This is a genomic window from Bradyrhizobium sp. INPA03-11B (assembly GCF_040446015.1).
GTDB classification, from domain to species: domain Bacteria; phylum Pseudomonadota; class Alphaproteobacteria; order Rhizobiales; family Xanthobacteraceae; genus Bradyrhizobium; species Bradyrhizobium macuxiense_A.
This window is the reverse complement of sequence record NZ_JASGSR010000120.1, coordinates 1-23166: the sequence shown is the minus strand read 5'-3', so window position 1 is coordinate 23166 and position 23166 is coordinate 1. Positions and strand designations below refer to the sequence as shown.

Annotated in this window: 20 protein-coding genes; 15 read left to right on the top strand and 5 right to left on the bottom strand. The window is 64.0% G+C overall.

Annotated elements, in window-relative coordinates; genetic code table 11:
- Window positions 1-65: 65 nt before the first annotated feature.
- Entirely contained in the window at window positions 66-1058 is a 993-nt protein-coding gene (locus QMZ05_RS33345; protein ID WP_353704612.1) for a helix-turn-helix transcriptional regulator, read from the bottom strand.
- 92 nt (window positions 1059-1150) lie between these two features.
- Between QMZ05_RS33345 and QMZ05_RS33340 the strand changes: the two genes are divergently transcribed.
- The 4 genes from QMZ05_RS33340 (at window position 1151) to boxB (ending at window position 7106) form a co-directional block, all read left to right on the top strand.
- On the top strand, window positions 1151-2677 hold the full coding sequence (locus QMZ05_RS33340) for a benzoate-CoA ligase family protein (protein WP_353704611.1): 1527 nt from the start codon (window positions 1151-1153) through the stop codon (window positions 2675-2677).
- A gap of 152 nt (window positions 2678-2829) precedes the next feature.
- Entirely contained in the window at window positions 2830-3639 is an 810-nt protein-coding gene (locus QMZ05_RS33335; protein ID WP_353704610.1) for an alpha/beta hydrolase, read from the top strand.
- A gap of 162 nt (window positions 3640-3801) precedes the next feature.
- A complete protein-coding gene (gene boxC / locus QMZ05_RS33330) occupies window positions 3802-5490 on the top strand; it encodes a 2,3-epoxybenzoyl-CoA dihydrolase (RefSeq protein ID WP_353704609.1) in 1689 nt (562 codons plus the stop codon).
- A 164-nt stretch (window positions 5491-5654) separates the two neighbouring features.
- Window positions 5655-7106 carry a benzoyl-CoA 2,3-epoxidase subunit BoxB gene (gene boxB, locus QMZ05_RS33325; RefSeq protein WP_353704608.1) on the top strand — a complete coding sequence of 484 codons (1452 nt, stop codon included), beginning with the start codon at window positions 5655-5657 and terminating at the stop codon, window positions 7104-7106.
- 266 nt (window positions 7107-7372) lie between these two features.
- Here boxB and QMZ05_RS33320 read toward each other — a convergent pair whose 3' ends face one another.
- Both QMZ05_RS33320 and QMZ05_RS33315 read right to left on the bottom strand, forming a co-directional pair.
- On the bottom strand, window positions 7373-7669 hold the full coding sequence (locus QMZ05_RS33320; protein ID WP_353704607.1) for a type II toxin-antitoxin system RelE/ParE family toxin: 297 nt from the start codon (window positions 7667-7669) through the stop codon (window positions 7373-7375).
- Window positions 7666-7974, bottom strand: a complete 309-nt coding sequence (locus QMZ05_RS33315) for a type II toxin-antitoxin system RelB/DinJ family antitoxin (RefSeq protein ID WP_353704606.1) — start codon at window positions 7972-7974, stop codon at window positions 7666-7668. Before QMZ05_RS33315 ends, QMZ05_RS33320 begins: the two co-directional genes overlap by 4 nt.
- Window positions 7975-8305: 331 nt before the next feature.
- Between QMZ05_RS33315 and QMZ05_RS33310 the strand changes: the two genes are divergently transcribed.
- Window positions 8306-10744: a DEAD/DEAH box helicase family protein gene (locus QMZ05_RS33310; protein ID WP_353704605.1), complete on the top strand. Its 2439-nt coding sequence runs from the start codon at window positions 8306-8308 to the stop codon at window positions 10742-10744.
- 109 nt (window positions 10745-10853) lie between these two features.
- Here the strand turns inward: QMZ05_RS33310 and QMZ05_RS33305 are convergent, their stop codons facing one another.
- Window positions 10854-11654, bottom strand: coding sequence for an SDR family NAD(P)-dependent oxidoreductase (locus QMZ05_RS33305; protein WP_074131134.1), 801 nt, complete (start codon window positions 11652-11654; stop codon window positions 10854-10856).
- Window positions 11655-11824: 170 nt separating this feature from the next.
- The gene (locus QMZ05_RS33300) at window positions 11825-12883 is read right to left on the bottom strand and encodes a polysaccharide deacetylase family protein (RefSeq protein ID WP_353704604.1); all 1059 of its coding nucleotides are present in this window, start codon (window positions 12881-12883) and stop codon (window positions 11825-11827) included.
- 167 nt (window positions 12884-13050) lie between these two features.
- Here QMZ05_RS33300 and QMZ05_RS33295 point away from each other — a divergent pair, with 167 nt between their 5' ends.
- The 10 genes from QMZ05_RS33295 (at window position 13051) to phoB (ending at window position 23092) form a co-directional block, all read left to right on the top strand.
- On the top strand, window positions 13051-14445 hold the full coding sequence (locus QMZ05_RS33295) for an OmpA family protein (protein WP_353704603.1): 1395 nt from the start codon (window positions 13051-13053) through the stop codon (window positions 14443-14445).
- Between the two features lie 2 nt (window positions 14446-14447).
- Window positions 14448-14744 (top strand): hypothetical protein, encoded by a 297-nt coding sequence (locus QMZ05_RS33290; protein WP_353704602.1) that lies wholly within the window; start codon window positions 14448-14450, stop codon window positions 14742-14744.
- Window positions 14745-15045: 301 nt separating this feature from the next.
- Window positions 15046-16101 (top strand): UPF0104 family protein, encoded by a 1056-nt coding sequence (locus QMZ05_RS33285; RefSeq protein WP_353704601.1) that lies wholly within the window; start codon window positions 15046-15048, stop codon window positions 16099-16101.
- Window positions 16102-16185: 84 nt separating this feature from the next.
- Window positions 16186-17499 (top strand): ATP-binding protein, encoded by a 1314-nt coding sequence (locus QMZ05_RS33280; RefSeq protein ID WP_353704600.1) that lies wholly within the window; start codon window positions 16186-16188, stop codon window positions 17497-17499.
- A gap of 136 nt (window positions 17500-17635) precedes the next feature.
- Complete coding sequence (pstS, locus tag QMZ05_RS33275) at window positions 17636-18646, top strand: phosphate ABC transporter substrate-binding protein PstS (protein WP_353704599.1); 1011 nt, start codon at window positions 17636-17638, stop codon at window positions 18644-18646.
- A gap of 222 nt (window positions 18647-18868) precedes the next feature.
- Window positions 18869-19858 (top strand): phosphate ABC transporter permease subunit PstC, encoded by a 990-nt coding sequence (gene pstC, locus QMZ05_RS33270; RefSeq protein ID WP_353704598.1) that lies wholly within the window; start codon window positions 18869-18871, stop codon window positions 19856-19858.
- A gap of 4 nt (window positions 19859-19862) precedes the next feature.
- On the top strand, window positions 19863-20708 hold the full coding sequence (pstA, locus tag QMZ05_RS33265) for a phosphate ABC transporter permease PstA (protein WP_146988394.1): 846 nt from the start codon (window positions 19863-19865) through the stop codon (window positions 20706-20708).
- Entirely contained in the window at window positions 20705-21523 is an 819-nt protein-coding gene (gene pstB, locus QMZ05_RS33260) for a phosphate ABC transporter ATP-binding protein PstB (protein WP_016844065.1), read from the top strand. Before pstA ends, pstB begins: the two co-directional genes overlap by 4 nt.
- Window positions 21524-21534: 11 nt before the next feature.
- Window positions 21535-22251: a phosphate signaling complex protein PhoU gene (gene phoU / locus QMZ05_RS33255; RefSeq protein ID WP_074131129.1), complete on the top strand. Its 717-nt coding sequence runs from the start codon at window positions 21535-21537 to the stop codon at window positions 22249-22251.
- A gap of 130 nt (window positions 22252-22381) precedes the next feature.
- Complete coding sequence (gene phoB / locus QMZ05_RS33250) at window positions 22382-23092, top strand: phosphate regulon transcriptional regulator PhoB (RefSeq protein ID WP_016844067.1); 711 nt, start codon at window positions 22382-22384, stop codon at window positions 23090-23092.
- The last annotated feature ends 74 nt before the right edge of the window (window positions 23093-23166 follow it).

Below are 23166 nucleotides of genomic sequence, written 5' to 3'. Positions count from 1 at the left end.
CCCCCGCAAGCGGGAGAGGTGCAGCGAAACTCGCTGTTGGAGCAATCTGACCTAACGTTTGTGCGCTACAGCGCCACGCTGCGCAGCCCGAAGCTCCGCGCCTCGTTCTGCAGCACCGGCCGCACGGAATCGATCAGCCGCGCCGCGGCGGCATCGACCGAGAGCCCGGCGGTGTCGACCACCGCCGATGCGCGGGCGTAGAGCGGCTCGCGGCTGACCAGGATGTTGCGCAATTCGGCCATCGCCGAGCGGTCGTCGGCCATCGGGCGCAGATCGCCCTGGCGGCGGACGCGGGCCATATGCTCTTCCGGCTCGGCCTTCAGCCAGATCGTGTAGAACGACGACAGGATCAAATCGAAGGTCAGCGCCTCGGAGACGATGCCGCCACCGGTCGCCAGCACCATCAATTCCTTGCGCGCCAAGAGCTGCGTCAGCGCGGCCTGCTCCATGCGGCGAAAGCCTTCCTGGCCGTACAACGCGATGATCTCGGCGACCGACAGGCCGTTCTGGGCCTCGATCTCCTTGTTGAGCTCGACGAAGCTCCAGCCGATCTTCTTCGCCAGCATCCGTCCGAGCGTGGTCTTGCCGGCGCCGCGCAGGCCGATCAGCGCGATGCCGGAGAACGAGGCGCGGCGCGGCGCCAGCGGGCTGCTGCCGGCGAGCATGTCCTTGGCCTGCGCGATCTGGTTCGGCGAGGCCTTGCGCAGCAGGTCGCGGATCACGGCCCAATCCGGGACCGGCTCGCTCGAAGGGATCAGGTCCTCGAGATGGGCGCCCATCGCGCCTGCGACACGGCGCAGCAGCACGATCGAGACATTGCCTTTGCCGCTTTCGAGCTGGGCGATGTAGCGTTCGGAAATGCCGGAGACCTTGGCGAGCACCTTGCGCGACATGCCGCGCAGGGCGCGCATCGTGCGCACCCGCTGGCCGAGCTGCTCGAGGAAGTCGGTTTCCGGATCGTTGGCTGCGGTCATGATCCCTGTGCGACGCGCGGTCCTGGCTGAATCAGACCGAGATGCTAGGAAACATAATGCCGATAAGGATTGACAGCAAGCCAACGTAGTGGCTTTGTATGAATTATAATTCTTAAATTCACAGGAGAGGGAAGCGTGGCGCGTCTGGGTCCCAAGCAAGGTCCGGGGAGCGGGGCATGACTTATAACGCAGTCTCCTGGCTGCTCGACCGCAACGTCGATGAAGGCCGCGCCGACAAGGTCGTGTTCGACGACACGGTGTCGCAAATCACCTACGGCCAGTTGCAGCAGCAGACCCGGCGGGTCGGCAACATGCTGCGCCGGCTCGGCGTCCGCCGCGAGGAGCGGGTCGCCATGATCATGCTGGACACGGTCGATTTCCCGATCGTGTTCCTCGGCGCGATCCGCGCCGGCGTGGTGCCGGTGCCGCTCAACACGCTGCTGACATCAGAGCAATACGCCTACATCCTCGGCGATTGCCGCGCGCGCGTGCTGTTCGTGTCCGAGGCGTTGCTGCCGGTCGTGAAGGACGTCATCGCGCGGATGCCCGACCTCGAGCATGTCGTGGTCTCCGGCAAGGATGCGCACGGCCACGAGAAGCTCGCCGACGAGATCGCGCGCGAGAGCGACGTGTTCACCACCGCGCCGACCCATGCCGACGAGCCGGCGTTCTGGCTCTATTCGTCGGGCTCGACGGGCATGCCGAAGGGCGTGCGGCATCTGCATTCCAATCTCGCCGCGACCGCGGAGACCTATGCGAAACAGGTGCTCGGCATCCGCGAGGATGATGTCGGCCTGTCGGCGGCAAAACTGTTCTTCGCCTATGGGCTGGGCAATGCGCTGACCTTCTCGATGTCGGTCGGCGCCTCCACGGTGCTCAACTCCGAGCGGCCGACGCCGGCGGTGATGTTCGCGCTGATGAACAAATATCATCCGAGCATCTTCTTCGGCGTGCCGACGCTGTTCGCGGCAATGCTGAACGACGAGGCGACCAAGGCGCAGTCCGGCGGCAATCGCCTGCGGGTCTGCACCTCGGCCGGTGAAGCGCTGCCGGAATCGGTCGGCAATGCCTGGCGCACGCGGTTCGGCGTCGACATCCTCGACGGCGTCGGCTCGACCGAGCTGCTGCACATCTTCCTGTCGAATGCGCCTGGCGACATCAAATACGGCTCATCCGGCCGTCCGGTGCCCGGCTACAAGGTGCGGCTGGTCAACGAGAGCGGTGCCGATGTCGCGGACGGCGAGGTCGGCGAACTGCTGGTTGATGCGCCCTCGGCCGGCGAGAGCTATTGGAATCAGCGTGCCAAGAGCCGCGCCACTTTCGAGGGCGCCTGGACCCGCACCGGCGACAAGTACACGCGCGATGCCGACGGCCGTTACACCTTCTGCGGCCGCGCCGACGACATGTTCAAGGTCTCCGGCATCTGGGTCTCGCCGTTCGAGGTCGAGAGCGCGCTGATCACCCATCCCGCGGTGCTGGAAGCCGCCGTCGTGCCGGAAGCCGATCCGGAAGGGCTCTTGAAGCCGAAGGCCTATGTGGTGCTGCGCCCCGAGAGCTCGGCCGAAGGTTTGCGCGAAGCGCTGAAGGAGCACGTCAAGCAGAAGATCGGCCCGTGGAAATATCCGCGCTGGATCGACGTGGTCGACAATCTGCCGAAGACGGCGACCGGCAAGATCCAGCGCTTCAAATTGCGCGAACATTAGCACTGCCTCTCCATACGTCGTCCCGGCGAAAGCCGGGACCCGTACGCCGCGGCCTTCGTTTTGAGAGATGCTGTTCGACGGCTTTTGCGCAACAACTGAAGCCTGTGGTTATGGGTCCCGGCCTTCGCCGGGACGACGATGAGGGAGCCATCATGCAAAACCTAAACCCCACAGGCTTCCTCAGCATCGACAACTCCGATCTCGAATACCGCATGATCGGTCCGTCACCCGAGGCAGCACCGACCATCGTGATGCTGCACGAAGGTCTCGGCTGCGTTGGGTTGTGGGGCGACTTCCCCGAGAAGCTGCAGGCCGCGACCGGCGCCGGCGTGTTCGCGTATTCGCGCGCGGGCTATGGCGCGTCGTCGCCGGCAAGACTGCCGCGTCCGGTCGACTACATGCATCGCGAGGCGCTCGACGTGCTGCCGAAGCTGCTCGACCGGGTCGGTTTCCGCCGCGGCCTGCTGCTCGGCCATTCCGACGGTGCCTCGATTGCCGCAATCTATGCCGGCGCGCATCAGGATCATCGCCTGCACGGGCTCGCGCTGCTCGCGCCGCACTTCATCGTCGAGGACATCTCGGTGCACTCGATCGCCGAGATCAAGACCGCGTACGAGACCACCAACCTGAAGCAGAAGCTCGGGCGTTGGCACAAGGATGTCGACAACGCCTTCTATGGCTGGAACGGCGCCTGGCTCGATCCGAAATTCCGCGATTGGGATATCTCCGAATATCTCGCCTATATCCGCGTGCCCGTGCTGATCGTGCAGGGCGCGGATGATCAATACGGCACGATGCGCCAGGTCGAGATCGCTCAGGAGGAGTGCTACTGCCCGGTCGATGTCGCCGCGATCGCCGGCGCCGGCCACTCGCCGCACCGCGAGGCGCCCGCGGTGACGCTGGACGCGGTCACCGAATTCGCTCGCGCTGCGCTGCGCGACGACCCGGCACTGGCGGCCTGACATTTCCTGCCGGTGTTAGGCCATTGGCCGAGCAAACGATTTTTCCAGGACATGAAACAAAATGCATGTTTTTGCGTTTTGAACTGGACTAGATCGAAAACATGCACTATTGTGCATGAAGACAAGACGAACCTTCAAACGAACAACAGGTAAGGGTGGCCCATGGCTGGTGACGATCGCGTCCTCGCAGGCGGGGCGAAGTACATCGATTTCCAGACCGAGCCGTCGCGCTACCGGCACTGGAAGCTCGACGTCGCCGGCGACGTCGCGACGCTGACCATGGACGTCGACGAGAACGCCGGCCTGTTCGAGGGCTATCAGCTCAAGCTCAATTCCTATGACCTCGGCGTCGACATCGAGCTGGCGGACGCCGTGCAGCGGCTGCGCTTCGAGCATCCCGAGGTGAAGGTGGTGGTGATGCGCTCGGGCAAGAACCGGGTGTTCTGCGCCGGCGCCAACATCCGCATGCTGGCGGGTTCGACCCACGCCCACAAGGTCAACTTCTGCAAGTTCACCAACGAGACCCGCAACGGCCTGGAAGATTCCAGCGAGAATTCCGGCCAGAGCTTCATCACCGTCGTCAACGGCACCGCGGCCGGCGGCGGCTATGAGCTGGCGCTCGCGACCGACCACATCATGATGGCAGATGACGGCGCCGCCGCCGTCGCGCTGCCGGAAGTGCCGCTGCTTGCGGTGCTGCCGGGCACCGGCGGCCTCACCCGCGTCGTCGACAAGCGCAAGGTGCGCCGCGACCATGCCGATTTCTTCTGCACCATCGAGGAAGGCATCAAGGGCAAACGCGCGGTGCAATGGCGGCTGGTCGACGAGATCGCGCCGAACTCCAAGCTCGAGGGCAAGCTCGCCGAGCGCGTCAAGGAATTTGCCGCGAAGTCGAAGCGCAACGGCGCGGGCAAGGGCCTCGCATTGACGCGGCTGAAGCGCACCATCGACGACAGCGCGATCCGCTACGGCTTCGTCAGCGTCGACATCGATCGCGCGGCGCGCATCGCCACCATCTCGATCAAGGCGCCTGAAACCACCGCACCCGCCGATCTCGACGGCATGATCGGGCAGGGCGCGGCGTTCTGGCCGCTGCAGGTCGCCCGCGAGCTCGACGATGCGATCCTGCATCTGCGCATCAACGAGCTCGAGATCGCGATGCTGGTGTTCAAGAGCCATGGCGAACGCGCCAATGTCGTGTCCTATGACGCGTTCATGGAGGCCAACAAGGCGCACTGGCTGGTCAACGAGGTCAGGCATTACTGGAAGCGCGTGCTCAAGCGCATCGACGTCACCTCGCGCACGTTGGTGACGCTGGTCGAGCCCGGCTCCTGCTTCGTCGGCACGCTGGCCGAGCTCGTGTTCGCCGCCGACCGCTCCTACATGCTGATTGGCCAGAAGCAGGGCGACAACCGCCCGCCGCCGGCGATCGAGCTGACCGCGATGAATTTCGGGCCGTACCCGATGAGCCACGGCCTGACCCGGCTGCAATCGCGCTTCCAGGCCGACCCGTCGGATCTGGAGCGCGCGCAAGGCTCGATCGGCAAGGCGCTCGACGCCGAAGAGGCCGAGGAGCTCGGCCTCGTCACCTTCGCGCTCGACGATATCGACTGGGACGACGAGGTCCGCGTGTTCTTCGAGGAGCGCACCTCGTTCTCGCCCGACGGCCTCACCGGCATGGAAGCCAATCTGCGCTTCGTCGGGCCGGAGACCATGGAATCGAAGATCTTCTCGCGCCTCACCGCGTGGCAGAACTGGATCTTCCAGCGGCCCAACGCGGTCGGTGAGGACGGCGCGCTGCGCCGCTACGGCACCGGCCAGAAGGCGCAATTCGACATGACGCGAGTGTAGAGGCGAATACCGCCGTCATCCTGAGGTGCGAGCGCTTGCGAGCCTCGAAGGATGATTGGAGGCAAGAATGCCAGACAAGCATCCTTCGAGACGCGCTACGCGCTCCTCAGGATGACGGTTGAGCAAGACGCGATACGCACCGAAGCGATATTAAGGAGCACGCCATGAACATGAACATCATGAACGTCGATTACTCGACCAAGATTCCAAACAACGTGAATCTCGCCGAGGACCGCCAGGTGCTCAAGGCGCTGGAGGGCTGGCATCCCGGCTACATGGACTGGTGGAAGGACATGGGGCCGGACGGCTTCCAGGAGTCGCTGGTCTATCTGCGCACCGCCTATTCGGTCGATCCGCGCGGCTGGGCCAAGTTCGACTACGTGCGGATGCCCGAATATCGCTGGGGCATTCTGCTTGCCCCGCAGGAAGAGAACCGCGTCATTCCGTTCGGCGAAGACTACGGCAAGCCGGCCTGGCAGGAAGTCCCCGGTGAGCATCGCGCGATGCTGCGCCGCCTGATCGTGATCCAGGGCGACACTGAGCCGGCCTCGGTCGAGCAGCAGCGCCATCTCGGCAAGACGGCGCCGTCGCTCTACGACATGCGCAATTTGTTCCAGGTCAATGTCGAGGAAGGCCGCCATCTCTGGGCGATGGTCTACCTGCTGCAGAAGTATTTCGGCCGCGACGGCCGCGAGGAAGCCGACGATTTGCTCCGCCGCCGCTCGGGCGATGCGGATTCGCCGCGCATGCTCGGCGCCTTCAACGAGGCGACGCCGGACTGGCTGTCGTTCTTCATGTTCACCTACTTCACCGACCGCGACGGCAAGATGCAGCTGCACTCGCTGGCGCAGTCGGGCTTCGATCCGCTGTCGCGCACCTGCCGCTTCATGCTGACCGAGGAAGCCCATCACATGTTCGTCGGCGAGACCGGCATCACCCGCGTCGTGCAGCGCACCTGCGATGCGATGAAGGAAGCCGGCATCACCGATCCGAACGACATCGCCAGGATCCGCGCGCTCGGCGTGATCGACCTGCCGACCATCCAGAAGAAGCTGAACCTGCACTATTCGCTGTCGCTCGATCTGTTCGGCTCGGAAGTGTCGACGAATGCGGCGAACGCCTTCAACGCCGGCATCAAGGGCCGCTACAAGGAAACCACGATCGAGGACGATCATCAGCTCAAGAACTCGACCTATCCGGTCATGAAGCTGGTCGACGGCCAGATCAAGATGGTCGACGAGCCGGCGCTGACCGCGCTCAACATGCGGCTGCGCGACGACTACACGCAGGATTGCGTCAAGGGCATGCTGCGCTGGAACAAGGTGATCTCGACCGCGGGCATCGATTACAAGCTGACGGTGCCGAACACCGCCTTCCACCGCCAGATCGGCGAGTTCAAGGACGTCCATGCGACGCCCGATGGCCTCTTGATCGACGACGCCACCTGGGCGAGCCGCAAGAACGACTGGCTGCCGTCGACCGCGGACGGTGATTTCATCGCCTCGCTGATGAAGCCGGTCACCGAGCCCGGCGAGTTCGCCTCCTGGATCTCGGCGCCGAAGGTCGGCATCGACAACAAGCCGGGCGATTTCGAATATGTGAGGATCGAGAGCTGATCCGCTCGAGCATGATCCGGAAAAGTGTGAAGCGGTTTTCCGAAGAGATCGTGCTCAAACAATAATGAGGTCATGATGCGGGATCGCATCGTGACCTGATCGTTCCTCTCCTCCCGGAGGGGCCGGAAAGGGGTGAGCCGAACAAGGTCCTGGCTCGCCCCTTTTCTTTTTTGGGGCCGGTGCCAAGCTAAGGTCAGCACTGAAACTCAGTGTCGAGGGGGGTGAACGGCTCAGCTCCTGCCGCAAGGTATCGTACGGAGCCGGCCTCAATCATCGCCTGAAAACTCGTCGGGCCACATCCGCGCGCCGTGAAGGACGCGCAAGACGCGAACAGTCTCACCGTCGACTTGGTATGCCGTGACATAAGGAGTGCGTGGGATGACCAACTCGCGCGTCCCCGCGACACGTCCGGGCCGGCCGCTGTCAGGAAAGTCGAGCAAGCGCCGCGTGGCATCGGCAATCTGTTCGTCAACATGCACCGCGGCGCGCGGGCTCTCAGCTTCGATGTAGCTGAAAATCTCGTCGCGATCGGACAACGCGAAGCGCGACCAGACCAGTTTCACCGTTTATGCCCAGCCGCTTTTCGAAGTGCAGCGGCCCGGCGTTGCGCGAAATGCGCCTCGACCTCGGAATCATCGATACTGGGCCGGGTATCCGCCAGCGCCTGGTGCACCTTCTCACGAAACCAGCTGTCATAGGCTTGGCTGTTGCTCACCAGCTCCAGCGGCAGCATCCCTTCGTTGGCTGTGCGCGTCAGCAGGATCCGCACGGCGTCGGATACCGTGAGGCCCATGTTCTCGAGAACCGCGGTGGCCTTTTCCTTTACGTCCGCGTCGATGCGGGTTTGGACCAGAGCGTTTGAAGCCATGGCGACCTCCTTCCTCGCATTCAATGTAATGCATTTGAATGACAAGCGCTAGAGGTGTCACGTCTGTGATCGGAGGCGCGCACATGGTCAAAACGGCCGCTTTTCGGCGAGGCCGTTGCCACGGGCCTCAATCCGGCTCGGGCGGACGAGGTGAACTGATGGCGCTTCTGATCTTCCACCTCAGTCAGGGGTGCGCAGACCGGAATGGCGAAGTCCGGAGTTCGCAACAACTCATTCAACCGCTGCGCGCCATGTAATTACCTCTCTTAAGCCTGAGGCGGCTTTGGCCTATGGTCGCCGTAAATTGAACGGTCAGAAGTAGGCTGAAGCTTTGGCCGACATAGATGGCACTTCGGACAAGATCGTGCGTATTCAAAGGCGGTTAGCCGTCCTTGATGCCGAGCGGTCGGCGCTTGCGCTCGAACTGGAGACACTTGAGCAGAAGTTGATATCCGATCGTCAAGCGGCAACTCGGAATGCCCTTGCCGACGCTACTGTCACCAACCGCTCGTCATCGGCGGAGAAAATCGCGCTGTTCCGCAGCTTATTTGCTGGGCGTCCTGATGTCTTTCCGGTTCGATGGGAGAACAGAAAGACCGGAGGTTCAGGATATTCGCCAGCTTGTTCCAACGAGTGGGCGAAGGGGATCTGCGAGAAGCCGAAGGTTAAATGCGGAGAGTGCCCACATCAGGCATTCATCCCACCCTCCGGCGACATCATCGAAAAGCATCTGCGTGGCGGCGATTCCCCCTCGGCTGACTTTGTCGCCGGAGTGTATGCGCTACTACAAGATGAGACATGCTGGTTCCTAGCCGCGGATTTCGACAAGGATAGCTGGGCGGATGATGCGAGGGCATTGCTAGGTATCTGCCACGCGAGAGGAATTGCCGCCGCCCTGGAACGGTCGAGGTCGGGGAACGGCGGCCATGTCTGGATATTCTTCTCCGAGCCTGTACCGGCAAGGACCGCAAGGCAGATGGGCTCTGCCCTGATCACGGAGACGCTGGAGAAACGTCCCGAGATCGGCTTCACGTCCTATGATCGCTTCTTTCCGAACCAGGATATGATGCCCTTCGGCGGCTTCGGCAATCTGATTGCTTTGCCGTTGCAAAGAAAGGCTCGTGAGATCGGCAATAGCGTCTTTGTCGACGAGGGCCTGCGACCGTACGACGACCAATGGGCGTATCTGTCGTCTCCGCCAAGACTGTCGGCGGTCACGGTCTTCAAAATCGCGGACGAGGCTGAACGGTCGGGTCGAGTCTTGGATGTTCGCATGCCGGTCGACGATGAGCATGCCGACGAGCCGTGGAAGATGTCGCCGTCGCGCCGTAGTGCGCCGCGACGCATAGACACTGCCATCCCGCAAAACGTCAGGATCGTGATTGCTGATCAGATTTACATCGACAGGGCGGGTCTTCCGCCGCCTCTGATTGCGCAGCTTATTCGCCTGGCAGCGTTCCAGAACCCGGAGTTCTATCGCGCGCAAGCCATGCGGATGCCGACATTCGGCAAGCCTCGGGTCGTCTCATGTGCCGAGTTATGTGCGCAGCATGTTGCGTTACCCCGAGGCTGCCTCGATGAGGCTATCCATCTATTCAAAAGCCACGGTGCCGTTGCGGAGTTGGATGATTGTCGCGAGGTTGGCATGCCGCTGCCTGCGGATATTTGCTTCCGAGGCGAATTGCGACAACCGCAGTCGAGGGCATTCGATGCTGTCGCCCGCCACGACAATGGCGTGCTTGCCGCGACAACCGCATTTGGCAAGACCGTTGTTGCAGCAGCGCTTATTGCTCATCGCCACCGGAATACACTCGTTCTTGTCCATCGACGAGAATTGCTCAATCAGTGGGTGGAGCGTCTACGATCCTTTCTGAATGTAGACCCGAAGCGCATCGGGGTTGTCGGTGGTGGGAAGAGACGGCCCACGGGTGTCATAGACGTCGCGCTCATCCAGAGCCTCGTTCGTAAGGGCGAAGTTGCGGATATCGTCGCCAGATACGGTCACCTGATCGTCGACGAATGCCATCATCTATCCGCAACAAGCTTCGAGCTTGTCGCGCGGCGGTCCAAGGCGCGATACGTCGTCGGCTTGTCGGCGACCATCGCGCGAAAAGACGGACATCATCCGATCATCTTCATGCAATGCGGTCCCGTTCGCTATAGGGTTGATGCACGGGTTCAGGCTGCCGAACGTGGCATCCGTCATCGTGCGCGCGACCGTTCGACGCAATTCGAACTGCCTGCCCCTCTGGCGTCGGTCGAACGTCCCTCAATGCCTGCAATCTATGCAGCTCTGGCGCAAGACAGTGGGCGGAATGATCTGATCTTTGACGATGTGTTAAAATCACTTGAGGCGAAACGATCGCCCATCGTTCTGACGGAGCGAAAAGACCATCTTGAATACCTTCGGCAGCGGTTCACACCGTTCGTGAAAAATCTCGTCGTGCTGCGTGGCGGTATGTCCGCGGGGGATCGTCGAATGGCGAACGCGGCGATGCAAGTGTCGGATGATGAGGAGCGCCTGATATTGGCGACGGGTCGCTATATTGGTGAAGGCTTTGATGACGCTCGGCTCGACACGTTGTTTTTGACGATGCCGATCGCTTGGAAGGGGACATTAGCGCAGTACGTCGGCCGGCTTCATCGTGAGCACGATGGAAAGAAGGACGTCCTAGTCGTCGACTATGTCGATCAGACTGTTCCGGTTCTCGCCCGAATGGCCGCGAAACGACGGGCGGGGTATCGCGCGCTGGGCTATATGATCGAGTAACGGCGCTCCGCTGGAGCGGAGCGCCGTTAGGAAGGTATTCGGCACCACCGGTGCTGCCGTCGTCCGTTGCGAGCGGTTTAGTTTTGTTCGGCCTGAGCGTCGCGCTTGGCTACCCCGCGATCTCCAGTCCCGCGGTCGCGTAGACCACGCCGCCGTCGACCGCGATGGTGTTGCCCACGACATAGTCGCCGGCGCGGGAGGCGAGGTAGATCGCGGTGCCCGCCATATCCTCGTCGCTGCCGACCCGCCGCGACGGAACGCGTTGTGCGACTTCATCCGCGTGGTCGCGCGCGGCGCGGTTCATGTCCGACTTGAAGGCGCCGGGCGCGATCGCGGTGACGTTGATGTTGTCCTTGATCAGGCGCGTCGCCATCCGGCGCGTCAGGTGGATCACCGCGGCCTTGCTCGCGGCATAGGAATAGGTCTCCATCGGGTTGACGAAGATGCCGTCGATCGAGGCGATGTTGATCACCTTGCCGGGCTTGTCGTGGCTCGCCGCCGCGCGCAGCGGCTTGGCCAGCGCCTTGGTCAGGAAGAAGATCGACTTGACGTTGAGGTTCATCACCTTGTCCCAGCCGCTCTCCGGGAATTCGTCGAAATCCGCGCCCCAGGCCGCGCCGGCATTGTTGACGAGGATGTCGAGCTTCGGCTCGCGCTTGATGATTTCGCTCGCGAGCTTGTCGCAGCCCTCGACGGTCGAGATGTCGATCGGCAGCGCGATGCATTCGCCGTCATAGGCGGCTGACAGCTCCTGCGCGGTGGCCTCGCAGGGACCTGCCTTGCGCGCGGTGATGTAGACCTTGGCGGCACCCTGCGCGAGGAAGCCGGCCGCGATCATCTTGCCGATGCCGCGCGATCCCCCGGTCACCAATGCGACGCGGCCTTTCAGTGAGAACAGATCCTTGAACATGCGCTCCTCCATTGCGTTGCCGATGGTTCTGATCGTGGCCGGGGATCGAGTCAAGGAAGGAGGGGAGGTATCTGTAGCCCGGATGCGGCGAAGCGAAATCCGGTGCAGCTATTCGTGGCGGCGGCCGTCCCGGATTGCGCTTCGCTTCATCCGGGCTACGTATGCAGGCTCTAAGCCGCATCAATCCGGCGAAAACCGTTCCACACCGCGGTGGCGGCGCCGGAGGTCAGCACCGGCAACAGCCGTGCGTCCTGGTAATTGCCGTTCAGCGAGACCCGCTGCAAGGCGGTCATGTGGTCGGCGCTTTCGGGAAACAGCATGCCCGGCCGCGTCGTCACCGCGGTCCGGAAGCCGATTGACCTCGCGAGGGCGAATTCGCGCTGCCCGGCGGCGATCCGGTCGCCATAGGGATAGGCGAGATGCGCGACTTGCCGCTGCAACGCGTCCTGGATCCGCGCCCGGCTGGTGGCGAGCTCGAACGATGCGATGGTCTCGCTCTGCTTGGCGAGATTGCAATGCGTGATGGTGTGCGCGCCGATCGTGACCAGCGGATCGGCGGCAAAGCCGCGCAGTTCGTCCCAGGACATGCAGAGCTCGCGCGCGATGCCGGCCTCGTCGACGCCGTGGCGGACGCACAGCGCTGAGATCTCGGCCTGCATCTCGGTCTCGCCCGGCAGCGAACGGAGCCAGTCATGCATGCGGCCGAATGCCGTGCGCTTGGCTTGCGGCGTCGCCGCGTCGATCCGCGTCATGACGCCGGCGATCGGCACCTCGATCGCCGATGCTGCCGCGATGATCCGCTCCAGCGCGATCCACCACAATTTGCCGCAGCCCTCGGCGAAATCGCTCGCGACGAACACCGTGAACGGCGCGCCGAACTCGCGCATCACGGGAAGCGCGAAATCGCGGTTGTCGCGATAGCCGTCGTCGCAGGTGAAGCAGGCGAAGCGCCGCGCGAAATTCCGTTCGGTGAGGCGGCGATGCGCCTCGTCCATGCTGATGATGTCGACATCGAGCGCGCGCAGATGCGTCAGCATCGCGCGCAGGAAGTCCGGCGTGACCTCGAGATGATGGTTGGGCTGGAATGCGTCGGCGCGCCGCGGGCGGACGTGGTGCAGCATGAAGATGGCGCCGACGCCGGCGAAAATCGGCCGCAGCAGGATGTGCGCACCCGAAAAATACAACGCCTCCATCCCGGCACGGATCACGGTGTTGCGGAGTTGTTTCATGAGGGCACGGGCTGGCCGATTTGCATTCCGCCGCAAACTTAGCGAAAGACCACTGAAGAAACTGTTATCCCGGTCCGACTTGGCGCCCCGCCATGACAGTCGATTTGGGGTTTGACAGTCAGCCAAGGGTTTGTTTTCTCTCTGGTTCCCGACCCGCAGGACGCTGAATGCACGGACTTTTCAAGTGGAGTAGCAAGTGGTGGCCGGGGGTGATTCCACTGGTCGTCCTGTGGGGTATCGCGGCCTGGACCTCAACGGCGACGGTCGAGGCGGATCTCGCTGCGCGCTCCAATGCCGCACTGAAGGACACCGTGCTCGACAAGCGCCGCATCAGCGTCGACGGCCGTGACGTGACGTTTGCCGCCAATGCCTTCTCCGAGGACGGCCGCCTCAGTGCGGTGGCGTCGGTCGAAGCCGTGCCGGGTGTGCGGCTGGTCAACGACGAGACCCGCCTTGTTCCCGAGGCCAAGCCCTATGTGTGGTCGGCGGAGCGCGACGTGGTGCGCGTCACGCTTGGCGGCAATGCGCCGCTGCCGTCGAGCAAGAGCAAGCTGACCGAGGCCGCGAAGGCCAGCCTCGGCGGTGTCGAGGTGGTCGATCAGATGGCGCTCGCCCGCGGCGCGCCACAGCGATTCGATCCGGCGGCGCTGTTGCTGCTGGACCAGATCGGCAAGCTGAAGGAAGGCAAGGTCACGCTGACCGACAACAAGGTAGCGCTCGCCGGCATGGCCCGCGAGCTCGGCGGACGCGAAGCGGTCGCGGCGGCGCTGAAGAACCTGCCGGAGGGCTATTCGATCGCCGCCAACGACATCAAGGCGCCGCCTTACGTGTTCCAGGCCTACAAGGACCCGGTCGCGGTGACGCTGACGCTGACCGGCTACGTGCCCGACAACAACGTGCATGCCACGCTGGTCGCCGCCGCCGGCCGCAAGTTCTTCAGCGAGAAGGTGGTCGACAATCTCAAGGCCAGCATCGGCGCGCCCTCGGGGTTTGCGGCGGCGGTGGTGCCGGCGCTCGGTGCGCTGTCGCGGCTGTCGACCGGCACGCTCGTGGTATCGGATCGCGAGGTGAAGCTGTCGGGCGATGCGCTCTACGATGCCGCGGCCGGCCAGATCCGCGACGGGCTCGGCAAGGACTTTCCGCAGGGCTGGCAGTACAAGGCCGAGGTCACGGTCAAGCCGGCGGCGGCGCCGGTCGATCCCACTGTGTGCCAGCAGCTGTTTTCCGAGATCCTCTCGAAGGGCAAGATCCGCTTCGAGTCGGGCAAGGCCGACATCGTTCCTGACTCCGCCGGCCTGCTCGACCGCCTGATCGAGACCGCGATGCGCTGCCCCAATGCGACGATCGAGGTCGCCGGCCACACCGACAGCGATGGCGAGGAGGCGGCCAACCAGGCATTGTCGGAGCGGCGCGCGCAGGCCGTGGTGGATTACCTGGTGCGCGCCGGACTGCCTGCCAACCGTTTCACGCCGATCGGTTATGGCAGCACGCAGCCGCTTGCCGGCAACGAGAATGAAGACGGCAAGGCGCAGAACCGCCGCATCGAATTCGTGGTGAAGTAGCGATGACCGTGCTCGCGACATTCTTCTGGGGTTGGCTGCTCGGCGCCGCGCTGCTCGGCTTCGGCATGGGCTGGATCGCGGTGGTGCACCGGGCGCAGGCCGTCTCACGGGTCTGGATGATCTGGCTCGCGCTGCTCGCCGCCGCGCTGGTGGCGGCATCGTTCGCGCGGGTCGTACCCGGCCGTTTCGGCTACTGGCTCGATCTCTTCCTGATGATGTTCGCGCTCTATCTCGCCGGCTGTGCGATCGGTTCCTGGTTGCGCGACTGGGTGGTCTCGCGCAGCAAGCCGGCGAGCTGACATTGGCGCTCCATCACGGCGCGGTGACCTGTCGTCCCGTAGTTTACCGGATGGCCCTGCGGACCGTTCGCCGGGCTAACTGCCGGACGTTGCACGTCAAGCTTGTCGAAGGTGGCGGGAAACGCGCATATTTGTGCACCCGCTGTCATGAATCATCCCTAATATCTTGAAGATGCGCGTTTTATTGTCGTTTGACGAATTCCACTGCGGCTTAAAACGCGCTACACGGGGCAGGGCACAGCGAAGCGCCGGCGGAGATCGCCCGGGAGCCGTCGTCGCGGGATCGCAATTCGAGGTCTAGATGCTGGAAGCAATACGCAGGGCGATGGCGTTTCTACGCCAGAAGCAACTCCTGCATCGGCTGGGTGTTGTCATCAGCATCGCCGTCATCGGCATCGCCTGCTACGTCCTCTACCACATGCTGCGCGGCATCGACACCAACGAGGTGCTCGAGGCCATCAAGAGCACCGAGCCGCGGCAGATCATGTTGGCGGGACTATTCGTCGCAGCCGGCTATTTCACGCTGACCTTCTACGATCTGTTCGCGGTGCGCGCGATCGGCCATGCCCACGTGCCCTATCGCATCAATGCGCTCGCGGCATTCACCTCCTATTCGATCGGCCACAATGTCGGCGCCAGCGTCTTCACCGGCGGCGCGGTGCGCTACCGGATCTATTCGGCCTGGGGATTGAACGCGATCGACGTCGCCAAGATCTGCTTTCTCGCCGGCCTGACCTTCTGGCTCGGCAACGCCGCGGTGCTCGGGCTCGGCATCGCCTATCACCCGGAGGCCGCCGCCAACATCGACCAGCTACCGCCCTGGCTCAACCGCACGCTGGCGTTCGGCATCATCATCGCGCTGGTCGCCTATGTGGTCTGGGTCTGGACCCAGCCGCGGGTGGTCGGCCGCGGGCCCTGGACGGTGACCCTGCCGGGCGGCCCGCTGACGCTGCTGCAGATCGCGATCGGCATCATCGACCTCGGCTTCTGCGCGCTGGCGATGTACGTGCTGGTGCCGGACGAGCCTAATCTCGGCTTCGTCGTGGTCGCGGTCATCTTCGTGTCGGCGACCCTGCTCGGCTTCGCCAGCCACTCCCCCGGCGGGCTCGGGGTGTTCGACGCCGCCATGCTGGTCGGCCTCTGGCAGATGGACCGCGAGGACCTGCTCGGCGGCATGCTGCTGTTCCGCCTGCTCTACTATATTGCGCCATTCGTCATATCTGTAATCTTGCTGACGTTTCGGGAGGTTATCGTCGGCGCCCGACTCAAACGGCTGCCGCAGACTGATTCGGGTCCCCGCGCCGAGCCGCACCATGAGGCGGTTCTGGTCCGCAAGCGCGGTGATTCCGGGGTCTGATGACGCGGCCCGATGCCTCCCGAGGGATGGTCGACATGACCGCGCCTGGGCGAGACACGAACCGACGGGAAGAAAGCCGCCGCGATGGCAATTGACGATACCCCGCAATCCATTTTCTCGCCCTGGCCCGACCGCCTGCGCCATTCCGCGCTGATCCTGCTTGCCGCGGCGCTGGCGCTCAGCGTGGTGGTCGCGCTCGGCGAATTGTCGCTGGTGCGGGCCTGCGCGGTGTTCGTCTGCATCGCGGCCGCGGCGCTGGTGCCATGGCGGCTGCACGATGCCGGGACCTCGCGTGAGGATGTCCGCGGCGTTAATCCGGTCGAGGCCGCGGCCGTCAGTGCCGTCGTCGCCGGCATGCCGGATCCCGCCGTGCTGCTCGATCGCGCCGGCCGCGTCATCCATCTCAATGCCGCCGCGGCCCAGCTCGCGCCGGCACTGCGCAAGAACGAATTGGCGCAATTTGCCCTGCGTTCGCCTGAAATCATCACCGCGCTGCGCGAGGCGATCGCGACCACCGAGCCGCGCCGCGCCACCTACACCGACCACGTGCCGGTCGATCGCTGGATGGAACTGGTGATCACGCCGGTGCCGGTGCCGACCCAGTTCGGCGGCACCGAGAAGTGCATGCTGATGACCTTCCACGACCTGACGCCATTGCGCCGGGTCGAGGAGATGCGCGCCGACTTCGTCGCCAATGCCAGCCACGAGCTGCGCACGCCGCTGGCCGCGCTGTCCGGCTTCATCGACACGCTGCAGGGGCCGGCGCGTGAGGACGCGCGGGCGCGCGAGCGCTTCCTCGGCATCATGCACACCCAGGCCACCCGCATGGCGCGGCTGATCGACGACCTGCTGTCGCTGTCGCGGGTCGAACTGTCGGCCCATGTGCGGCCCGAGGCCTCGATCGACATCGTGCCGATCATCCGCCAGGTGGCCGACGGGCTCGAGGCGCTGGCCAGCGAGCGGCAGGTCGAGATCGACGTCGACCTGCCGCAGGCCCCGGTCACGATCGCCGGTGACCGCGAGGAACTGCTCCGCCTGTTCGAGAACCTGATCGAGAATGCCCTCAAATACGGCGCCTCGGGCGGCCGCGTCATAGTGTCGCTCAATCAGACCGTTCCGGGCGCATCGGGCGAGGGGAGTCCCGAAATCCGTGTCATGGTACGGGATTTCGGTCCCGGCATCGCCCCGGAGCACCTGCCGCGGCTGACCGAGCGGTTCTACCGGGTGGACGTCGGCGACAGCCGTAACCAGGGCGGAACGGGCCTCGGATTATCGCTGGTGAAACATATTCTTAACCGTCATCGCGGGCGTCTTTTGATCGAGAGCGTGCCGAACAATGGCGCGACATTTACCGCCTGTTTTCCCCGGCCGAAGCCCTCGCTTCCGACCCAAAGCTAAGCATTTTCAGCCGCTTAGCGCTGTCATCCAACTGTCATCCAACCTTCGTAAAAGCAGCACCGACCGCTCCTAGATGGACCGGCGTGAGCGCGATCGGGCGCATTCGGCGCTTCGCTCACAAGATGGAGACCACCCCATGAATTTCATCAAAGCAATCGTCGCTGCCGGCATGGTCGCCGCGTCGACGTCGGCCTTCGCTGCCGATATTACCGGCGCGGGCGCGACGTTTCCGTTCCCGATCTATTCGAAGTGGGCTGACGCCTACAAGAAGGACACCGGCAATGGCCTGAACTATCAGTCGATCGGCTCCGGCGCCGGCATCAAGCAGATCCAGGCCAAGACCGTGACCTTCGGCGCCACCGATGCGCCGCTCAAAGCCGAGCAGCTCGAGAAGGACGGCCTCGTCCAGTGGCCGATGGTGATGGGCGCGATCGTTCCGGTCGTGAACGTCGAAGGCGTCAAGCCCGGCGATCTCGTGCTGTCGGGCGAAGTGCTCGGCGACATCTATCTCGGCAAGATCACCAAGTGGAATGACGCGGCGATCGCCAAGCTCAATCCGAAGCTGACCCTGCCGGCCGACGCCATCACCGTCGTGCGCCGTTCGGATGGTTCGGGCACCACCTTCAACTTCACCGACTACCTCTCCAAGTCGAACGCCGACTGGAAGTCCAAGGTCGGTTCCGGCACCGCGGTCGAGTGGCCGGTCGGCGTCGGCGCCAAGGGCAACGAAGGCGTTGCCGGCAACATCAGCCAGACCAAGAACGCGATCGGCTATGTCGAATACGCCTATGCCAAGCAGAACAAGCTGACCTACGCCGCGTTGGTCAACAAGGCCGGCAAGACCGTGCAGCCGACCATTGCCGCCTTCCAGGCCGCTGCGTCGAATGCCGACTGGTCGAAGGCCCCCGGCTACTACGTGATCCTGACCGACCAGCCGGGCGAAGCCTCCTGGCCGATCACCGCGGCGACCTTCATCCTGATGCACAAGGACTCGACCGACAAGGCGGCCTCGCAGGAAGCGCTCAAGTTCTTCAAGTACGCCTTCGAAAAGGGTGGCAAGGCGGCCGAAGAGCTCGACTACATCCCGATGCCGGACTCGGTCGTCAAGCTGATCGAGAAGACCTGGTCGTCGGACATCAAGAGCTAAGTCAGACGCTTCGAACAACGCCTGTGCCGCCTCACCGGCGGCGCAGGTTGAGCGACCAAGGCCCGGGTTCCGTCACCGCCGAAGACGCGCGGATGGGGCCCGGGTTCGCGCCCCCGGCGCAACCGGAACGACGCCCGGCCTCATGCGTCAGTGAAGATCGCTTCGGGGGCGTGGCGGTTTGTGCAGGTTTCAAATAAAAACGAGGGGATTGGCGTGGCAGACATGGCTGTTCAGAGCGATGTGATGGAAGCCGCGGGACCTTACGATCGCGCCAAGGCCCTCAGCGCCTTCAAGCTGGGTGATCTGACCTTCTACTGGATCACCCGCATCTCAGCGATCTCGGTTCTGTTGATCCTCGGCGGCATTATCCTGTCGCTGATCGTCGGCGCCTGGCCGGCGATGAAGGAATATGGCTTCGCCTTCCTCTGGACGCAGCGCTGGGCGCCCTCGGCCGATCCGCCGGTGCTCGGCGCGCTCGGGCCGATCTACGGCACGCTGATCACCTCGGTCATCGCGATGCTGATCGCCATTCCGGTCGGCATCGGCATCGCCGTGTTCCTCACCGAGCTCTGTCCGCAAGTGCTGCGCCGCCCGATCGGCATCGCCATCGAGCTGCTCGCCGGCATCCCTTCGATCATCTACGGCATGTGGGGCTTCTTCGTGCTCGGCCCGTTCCTGGCCAACACGTTCCAGCCCTTCATGATCAGGATCTTCGAGGGCGTCCCGGTGCTGGGCGCGGTGTTCGCAGGCCCGCCGTCCTATCTCAGCCTGTTCAACGCCGCGCTAATCCTCGCCATCATGGTGCTGCCCTTCATCACCGCGATCTCGGTCGACGTGTTCAAGACCGTGCCGCCCGTGCTGAAGGAGGCCGCCTACGGCATGGGCTGTACCACCTGGGAAGTCGTCCGCAGCGTGGTGATCCCCTACACCCGCGTCGGCGTGATCGGCGGCATCATGCTGGCGCTCGGCCGCGCCCTCGGCGAGACCATGGCGGTGACCTTCATCATCGGCAATTCGTTCCGCATCTCGTCGTCGATCTTCGCGCCGGGCACCACGATCTCGGCGGCCATCGCCAGCGAATTCGCCGAGAGCGACGGCCTGCACCAGTCCGGCCTGATCCTGCTCGGCCTCCTGCTGTTCGTGCTGACCTTCTTCGTGCTCGCCGGCGCGCGGCTGATGCTGATGCGGCTTGAACAGAAGGCGGGGAGGTGACGCCATGAACCCGATCTACAAATCCCGCCGCCGCAGCGACATCGTCATTCGCGCGCTCTGCGTCGGCGCCGCGCTGTTCGGCGTCACATGGCTGGCGCTGATCCTGATCACGCTGCTCTACAACGGCATCGCCGGCCTCAGCGTGCAGCTGTTCACCCAGAACACGCCGCCGCCGGGCTCCACCGATGGCGGTCTGCTCAACGCCATCGTCGGTTCGGTCATCATGACCGTGATCGGCGTCGGCATCGGCGCGCCGCTCGGCCTGTTCGCCGGCACCTACCTCGCCGAGTACGGCAAGCACGACAAGCTCACTTCGGTGATCCGCTTCATCAACGACATCCTGCTCAGCGCGCCCTCGATCATCATCGGCCTGTTCATCTATGGCGCGGTGGTGGTGCCGATGCGCGGCTTCTCGGCGATCGCAGGCGCGCTTGCGCTCGCAGTGATCGTGATCCCGGTCGTGCTGCGCACCACCGAGGACATGCTGCTTCTGGTGCCCAATCCGCTGCGCGAGGCGGCCTCCGCGCTCGGCCTGCCGCGTTCGCTGGTGATCAAGCGGATCGCTTATCGGGCTGCGCGGAGCGGGTTGATCACCGGCGTGCTGCTGGCGACCGCGCGCGTCGCCGGCGAAACCGCGCCGCTGTTGTTCACCGCGCTGTCGAACCAGTTCTTCAGCCTCGATCTGACCAAGACGATGGCCAACCTGCCGGTGACCATCAACAACTTCGTGCAGAGCCCCTACGCCTACTGGAAAGAGCTGGCGTGGAGCGGCGCACTGCTGATCACATTCACCGTGCTCGCGTTGAATATCGGCGCGCGTATCCTTGGTGCCGAAAGGGCCGCAAAATGACCGAGCTTTCCGTTTCCACGACTGCCGCGGGCCACGTTCCCCAGGTTCCGCTTCCGGAAGCGCCGCCGAAAGTCACGGTGCGCAACCTCAACTTCTATTACGGCGAGCACCACGCGCTGAAGAACATCAACCTGACGCTGGGCACCAACCGCGTCACGGCGTTCATCGGCCCGTCGGGCTGCGGCAAGTCGACCCTGCTGCGCATCTTCAACCGGATGTACGATCTCTATCCGGGCCAGCGCGCGGTCGGCCAGCTGATGCTGGACCAGACCAACATTCTCGATCCCAAGCTCGACCTCAACCTGCTGCGTGCGCGGGTCGGCATGGTGTTCCAGAAGCCGACGCCGTTCCCGATGACGATCTACGAGAACATCGCCTTCGGCATCCGCCTCTACGAGAAGATCTCGAAGTCCGAGATGGACGACCGGGTCGAGAAGGCGCTGCGCGGCGGCGCACTGTGGAACGAGGTCAAGGACAAGCTGAACGCCTCCGGCCTGTCGCTCTCCGGCGGCCAGCAGCAGCGCCTGTGCATCGCGCGGACCGTCGCGGTGCGCCCCGAGGTGATCCTGTTCGACGAGCCCTGCTCGGCGCTCGATCCGATCTCGACCGCCAAGGTCGAGGAGCTGATCCAGGAGCTCTCCGAGGACTACACGATCGCGATCGTCACCCACAACATGCAGCAGGCGGCGCGCGTCTCCGACAAGACCGCCTTCATGTATCTCGGCGAGCTGATCGAGTTTGACGACACCAACAAGATCTTCACCTCGCCGAGCGATCGACGCACCCAGGACTACATCACCGGCCGGTTCGGCTGAGGAGAGGGACGATGGCTTCTGAACATACCGCCAAGGCATTCGACAGCGACCTGCAGGAGTTGACCCGCCTGGTCGCCGAGATGGGCGGCCTCGTCGAGCGGATGATTACCGAGTCGGTCGATGCGCTGATCCGTCGCGACGTCGCGCTCGGCAAGCGCGTGGTCGCCGCCGACATCGAGATCGACAACCTGCAGCGCGTCATCGAAGAGCGCGCGGTGCTGACGATCGCACGCCGCCAGCCGATGGCGATCGACCTGCGCGAAATCGTCAGCGCGATGCGCGTCGCCACCGACCTCGAGCGGATCGGCGATCTCGCCAAGAACATGGGCAAGCGCGTCGCGGCGCTGGAAAGCGATTTCCAGCCGCTGAAGCTGATCCGCGGCCTGGAGCACATGACCGACCTCGTGCTGTCGCAGGTCAAGTCGGTCCTCGACGCCTATGCCGCGCATGATCTGCCGGCGGCGATGAACGTCTGGAAGGGCGACGAGGAGGTCGATGCGATCTGCACTTCGCTGTTCCGCGAGCTGCTCACCTACATGATGGAGGATCCGCGCAACATCTCGTTCTGCATCCATCTGATGTTCTGCGCCAAGAACATCGAGCGGATCGGCGATCACGCGACCAACATCGCCGAGACGGTGTTCTACATGATCGAGGGTCAGCAGATCACCGACAAGCGCCCGAAGGGCGACATGACGACTTTTGCCACCACGGTGCCGGGTACCTAGAACATGATCCGCAACCGCGGAGCCGGATTGTCCTTCCGACAAGTCGTGTCCGCGGGGATTATGCTCAGGAAAGTAAGCGTTTCGGTTTGCGTCTGGGCAACGGATCACCACAGAGAAAGAACTTAAACCGATGAGCGCACGCATTCTGGTAGTCGAAGACGAGGAAGCGCTGACGACGTTGTTGCGCTACAACCTCGATGCGGAAGGCTACGATGTCGAAACCGTGGGGCGCGGCGACGATGCCGATACTCGGCTGAAGGAGCGCGTTCCCGACCTCGTGGTGCTGGACTGGATGCTGCCGGGCCTGTCCGGCATCGAACTGTGCCGCCGCCTGCGGGCGCGGCCCGAGACCAAGCAGCTTCCGATCATCATGCTGACCGCGCGCGGCGAGGAGAGCGAGCGCGTGCGCGGACTTGCCACCGGTGCCGACGATTACATCGTCAAGCCGTTCTCGGTGCCCGAATTGCTGGCACGGGTGAAGGGCCTGCTGCGCCGCGCGAGCCCGGAGCGGCTTGCGACCGTGCTGACCTATGGCGACATCGAGCTCGACCGCGAGAAGCGCCGCGTGGCGCGCTCGGGCCGTCCGATCGATCTCGGTCCGACCGAGTACCGGCTGCTCGAATTCTTCCTCGAGCATCCCGGCCGCGTGTTCAGCCGCGAGCAGCTGCTCGACAGCGTCTGGGGCCGCGACATCTACATCGATGAGCGCACCGTCGACGTGCATATCGGCCGCCTGCGCAAGCTGCTCAATCCGGGCCGCGAGCAGGATCCGATCCGCACCGTGCGCGGCGCCGGCTATGCGCTCGACGACCGCTTTGCGAAAGCCGAGCCGCAGCCGTAACGGCTGTGGCTGTGCGCGAGAATCGGTTCGTCATGACGTGAGGTGAGCAAACTGTCGGGCACCCTCCCCCCTTG

Excerpts from the sequence above, each read along its gene's own strand:
- QMZ05_RS33280 (WP_353704600.1), top strand. The coding sequence starts at position 16,186 with ATGGCAATTGACGATACCCCGCAATCCATTTTCTCGCCCTGGCCCGAC.
- pstC (WP_353704598.1), top strand. The coding sequence starts at position 18,869 with ATGGCTGTTCAGAGCGATGTGATGGAAGCCGCGGGACCTTACGATCGC.
- QMZ05_RS33315 (WP_353704606.1), bottom strand. The coding sequence starts at position 7,974 with ATGGCTTCAAACGCTCTGGTCCAAACCCGCATCGACGCGGACGTAAAG.
- pstB (WP_016844065.1), top strand. The coding sequence starts at position 20,705 with ATGACCGAGCTTTCCGTTTCCACGACTGCCGCGGGCCACGTTCCCCAG.
- QMZ05_RS33305 (WP_074131134.1), bottom strand. The coding sequence starts at position 11,654 with ATGTTCAAGGATCTGTTCTCACTGAAAGGCCGCGTCGCATTGGTGACC.
- QMZ05_RS33335 (WP_353704610.1), top strand. The coding sequence starts at position 2,830 with ATGCAAAACCTAAACCCCACAGGCTTCCTCAGCATCGACAACTCCGAT.
- QMZ05_RS33290 (WP_353704602.1), top strand. The coding sequence starts at position 14,448 with ATGACCGTGCTCGCGACATTCTTCTGGGGTTGGCTGCTCGGCGCCGCG.
- pstS (WP_353704599.1), top strand. The coding sequence starts at position 17,636 with ATGAATTTCATCAAAGCAATCGTCGCTGCCGGCATGGTCGCCGCGTCG.
- boxB (WP_353704608.1), top strand. The coding sequence starts at position 5,655 with ATGAACATGAACATCATGAACGTCGATTACTCGACCAAGATTCCAAAC.
- QMZ05_RS33285 (WP_353704601.1), top strand. The coding sequence starts at position 15,046 with ATGCTGGAAGCAATACGCAGGGCGATGGCGTTTCTACGCCAGAAGCAA.
- QMZ05_RS33295 (WP_353704603.1), top strand. The coding sequence starts at position 13,051 with ATGCACGGACTTTTCAAGTGGAGTAGCAAGTGGTGGCCGGGGGTGATT.
- boxC (WP_353704609.1), top strand. The coding sequence starts at position 3,802 with ATGGCTGGTGACGATCGCGTCCTCGCAGGCGGGGCGAAGTACATCGAT.
- phoU (WP_074131129.1), top strand. The coding sequence starts at position 21,535 with ATGGCTTCTGAACATACCGCCAAGGCATTCGACAGCGACCTGCAGGAG.
- QMZ05_RS33340 (WP_353704611.1), top strand. The coding sequence starts at position 1,151 with ATGACTTATAACGCAGTCTCCTGGCTGCTCGACCGCAACGTCGATGAA.
- pstA (WP_146988394.1), top strand. The coding sequence starts at position 19,863 with ATGAACCCGATCTACAAATCCCGCCGCCGCAGCGACATCGTCATTCGC.
- QMZ05_RS33300 (WP_353704604.1), bottom strand. The coding sequence starts at position 12,883 with ATGAAACAACTCCGCAACACCGTGATCCGTGCCGGGATGGAGGCGTTG.
- phoB (WP_016844067.1), top strand. The coding sequence starts at position 22,382 with ATGAGCGCACGCATTCTGGTAGTCGAAGACGAGGAAGCGCTGACGACG.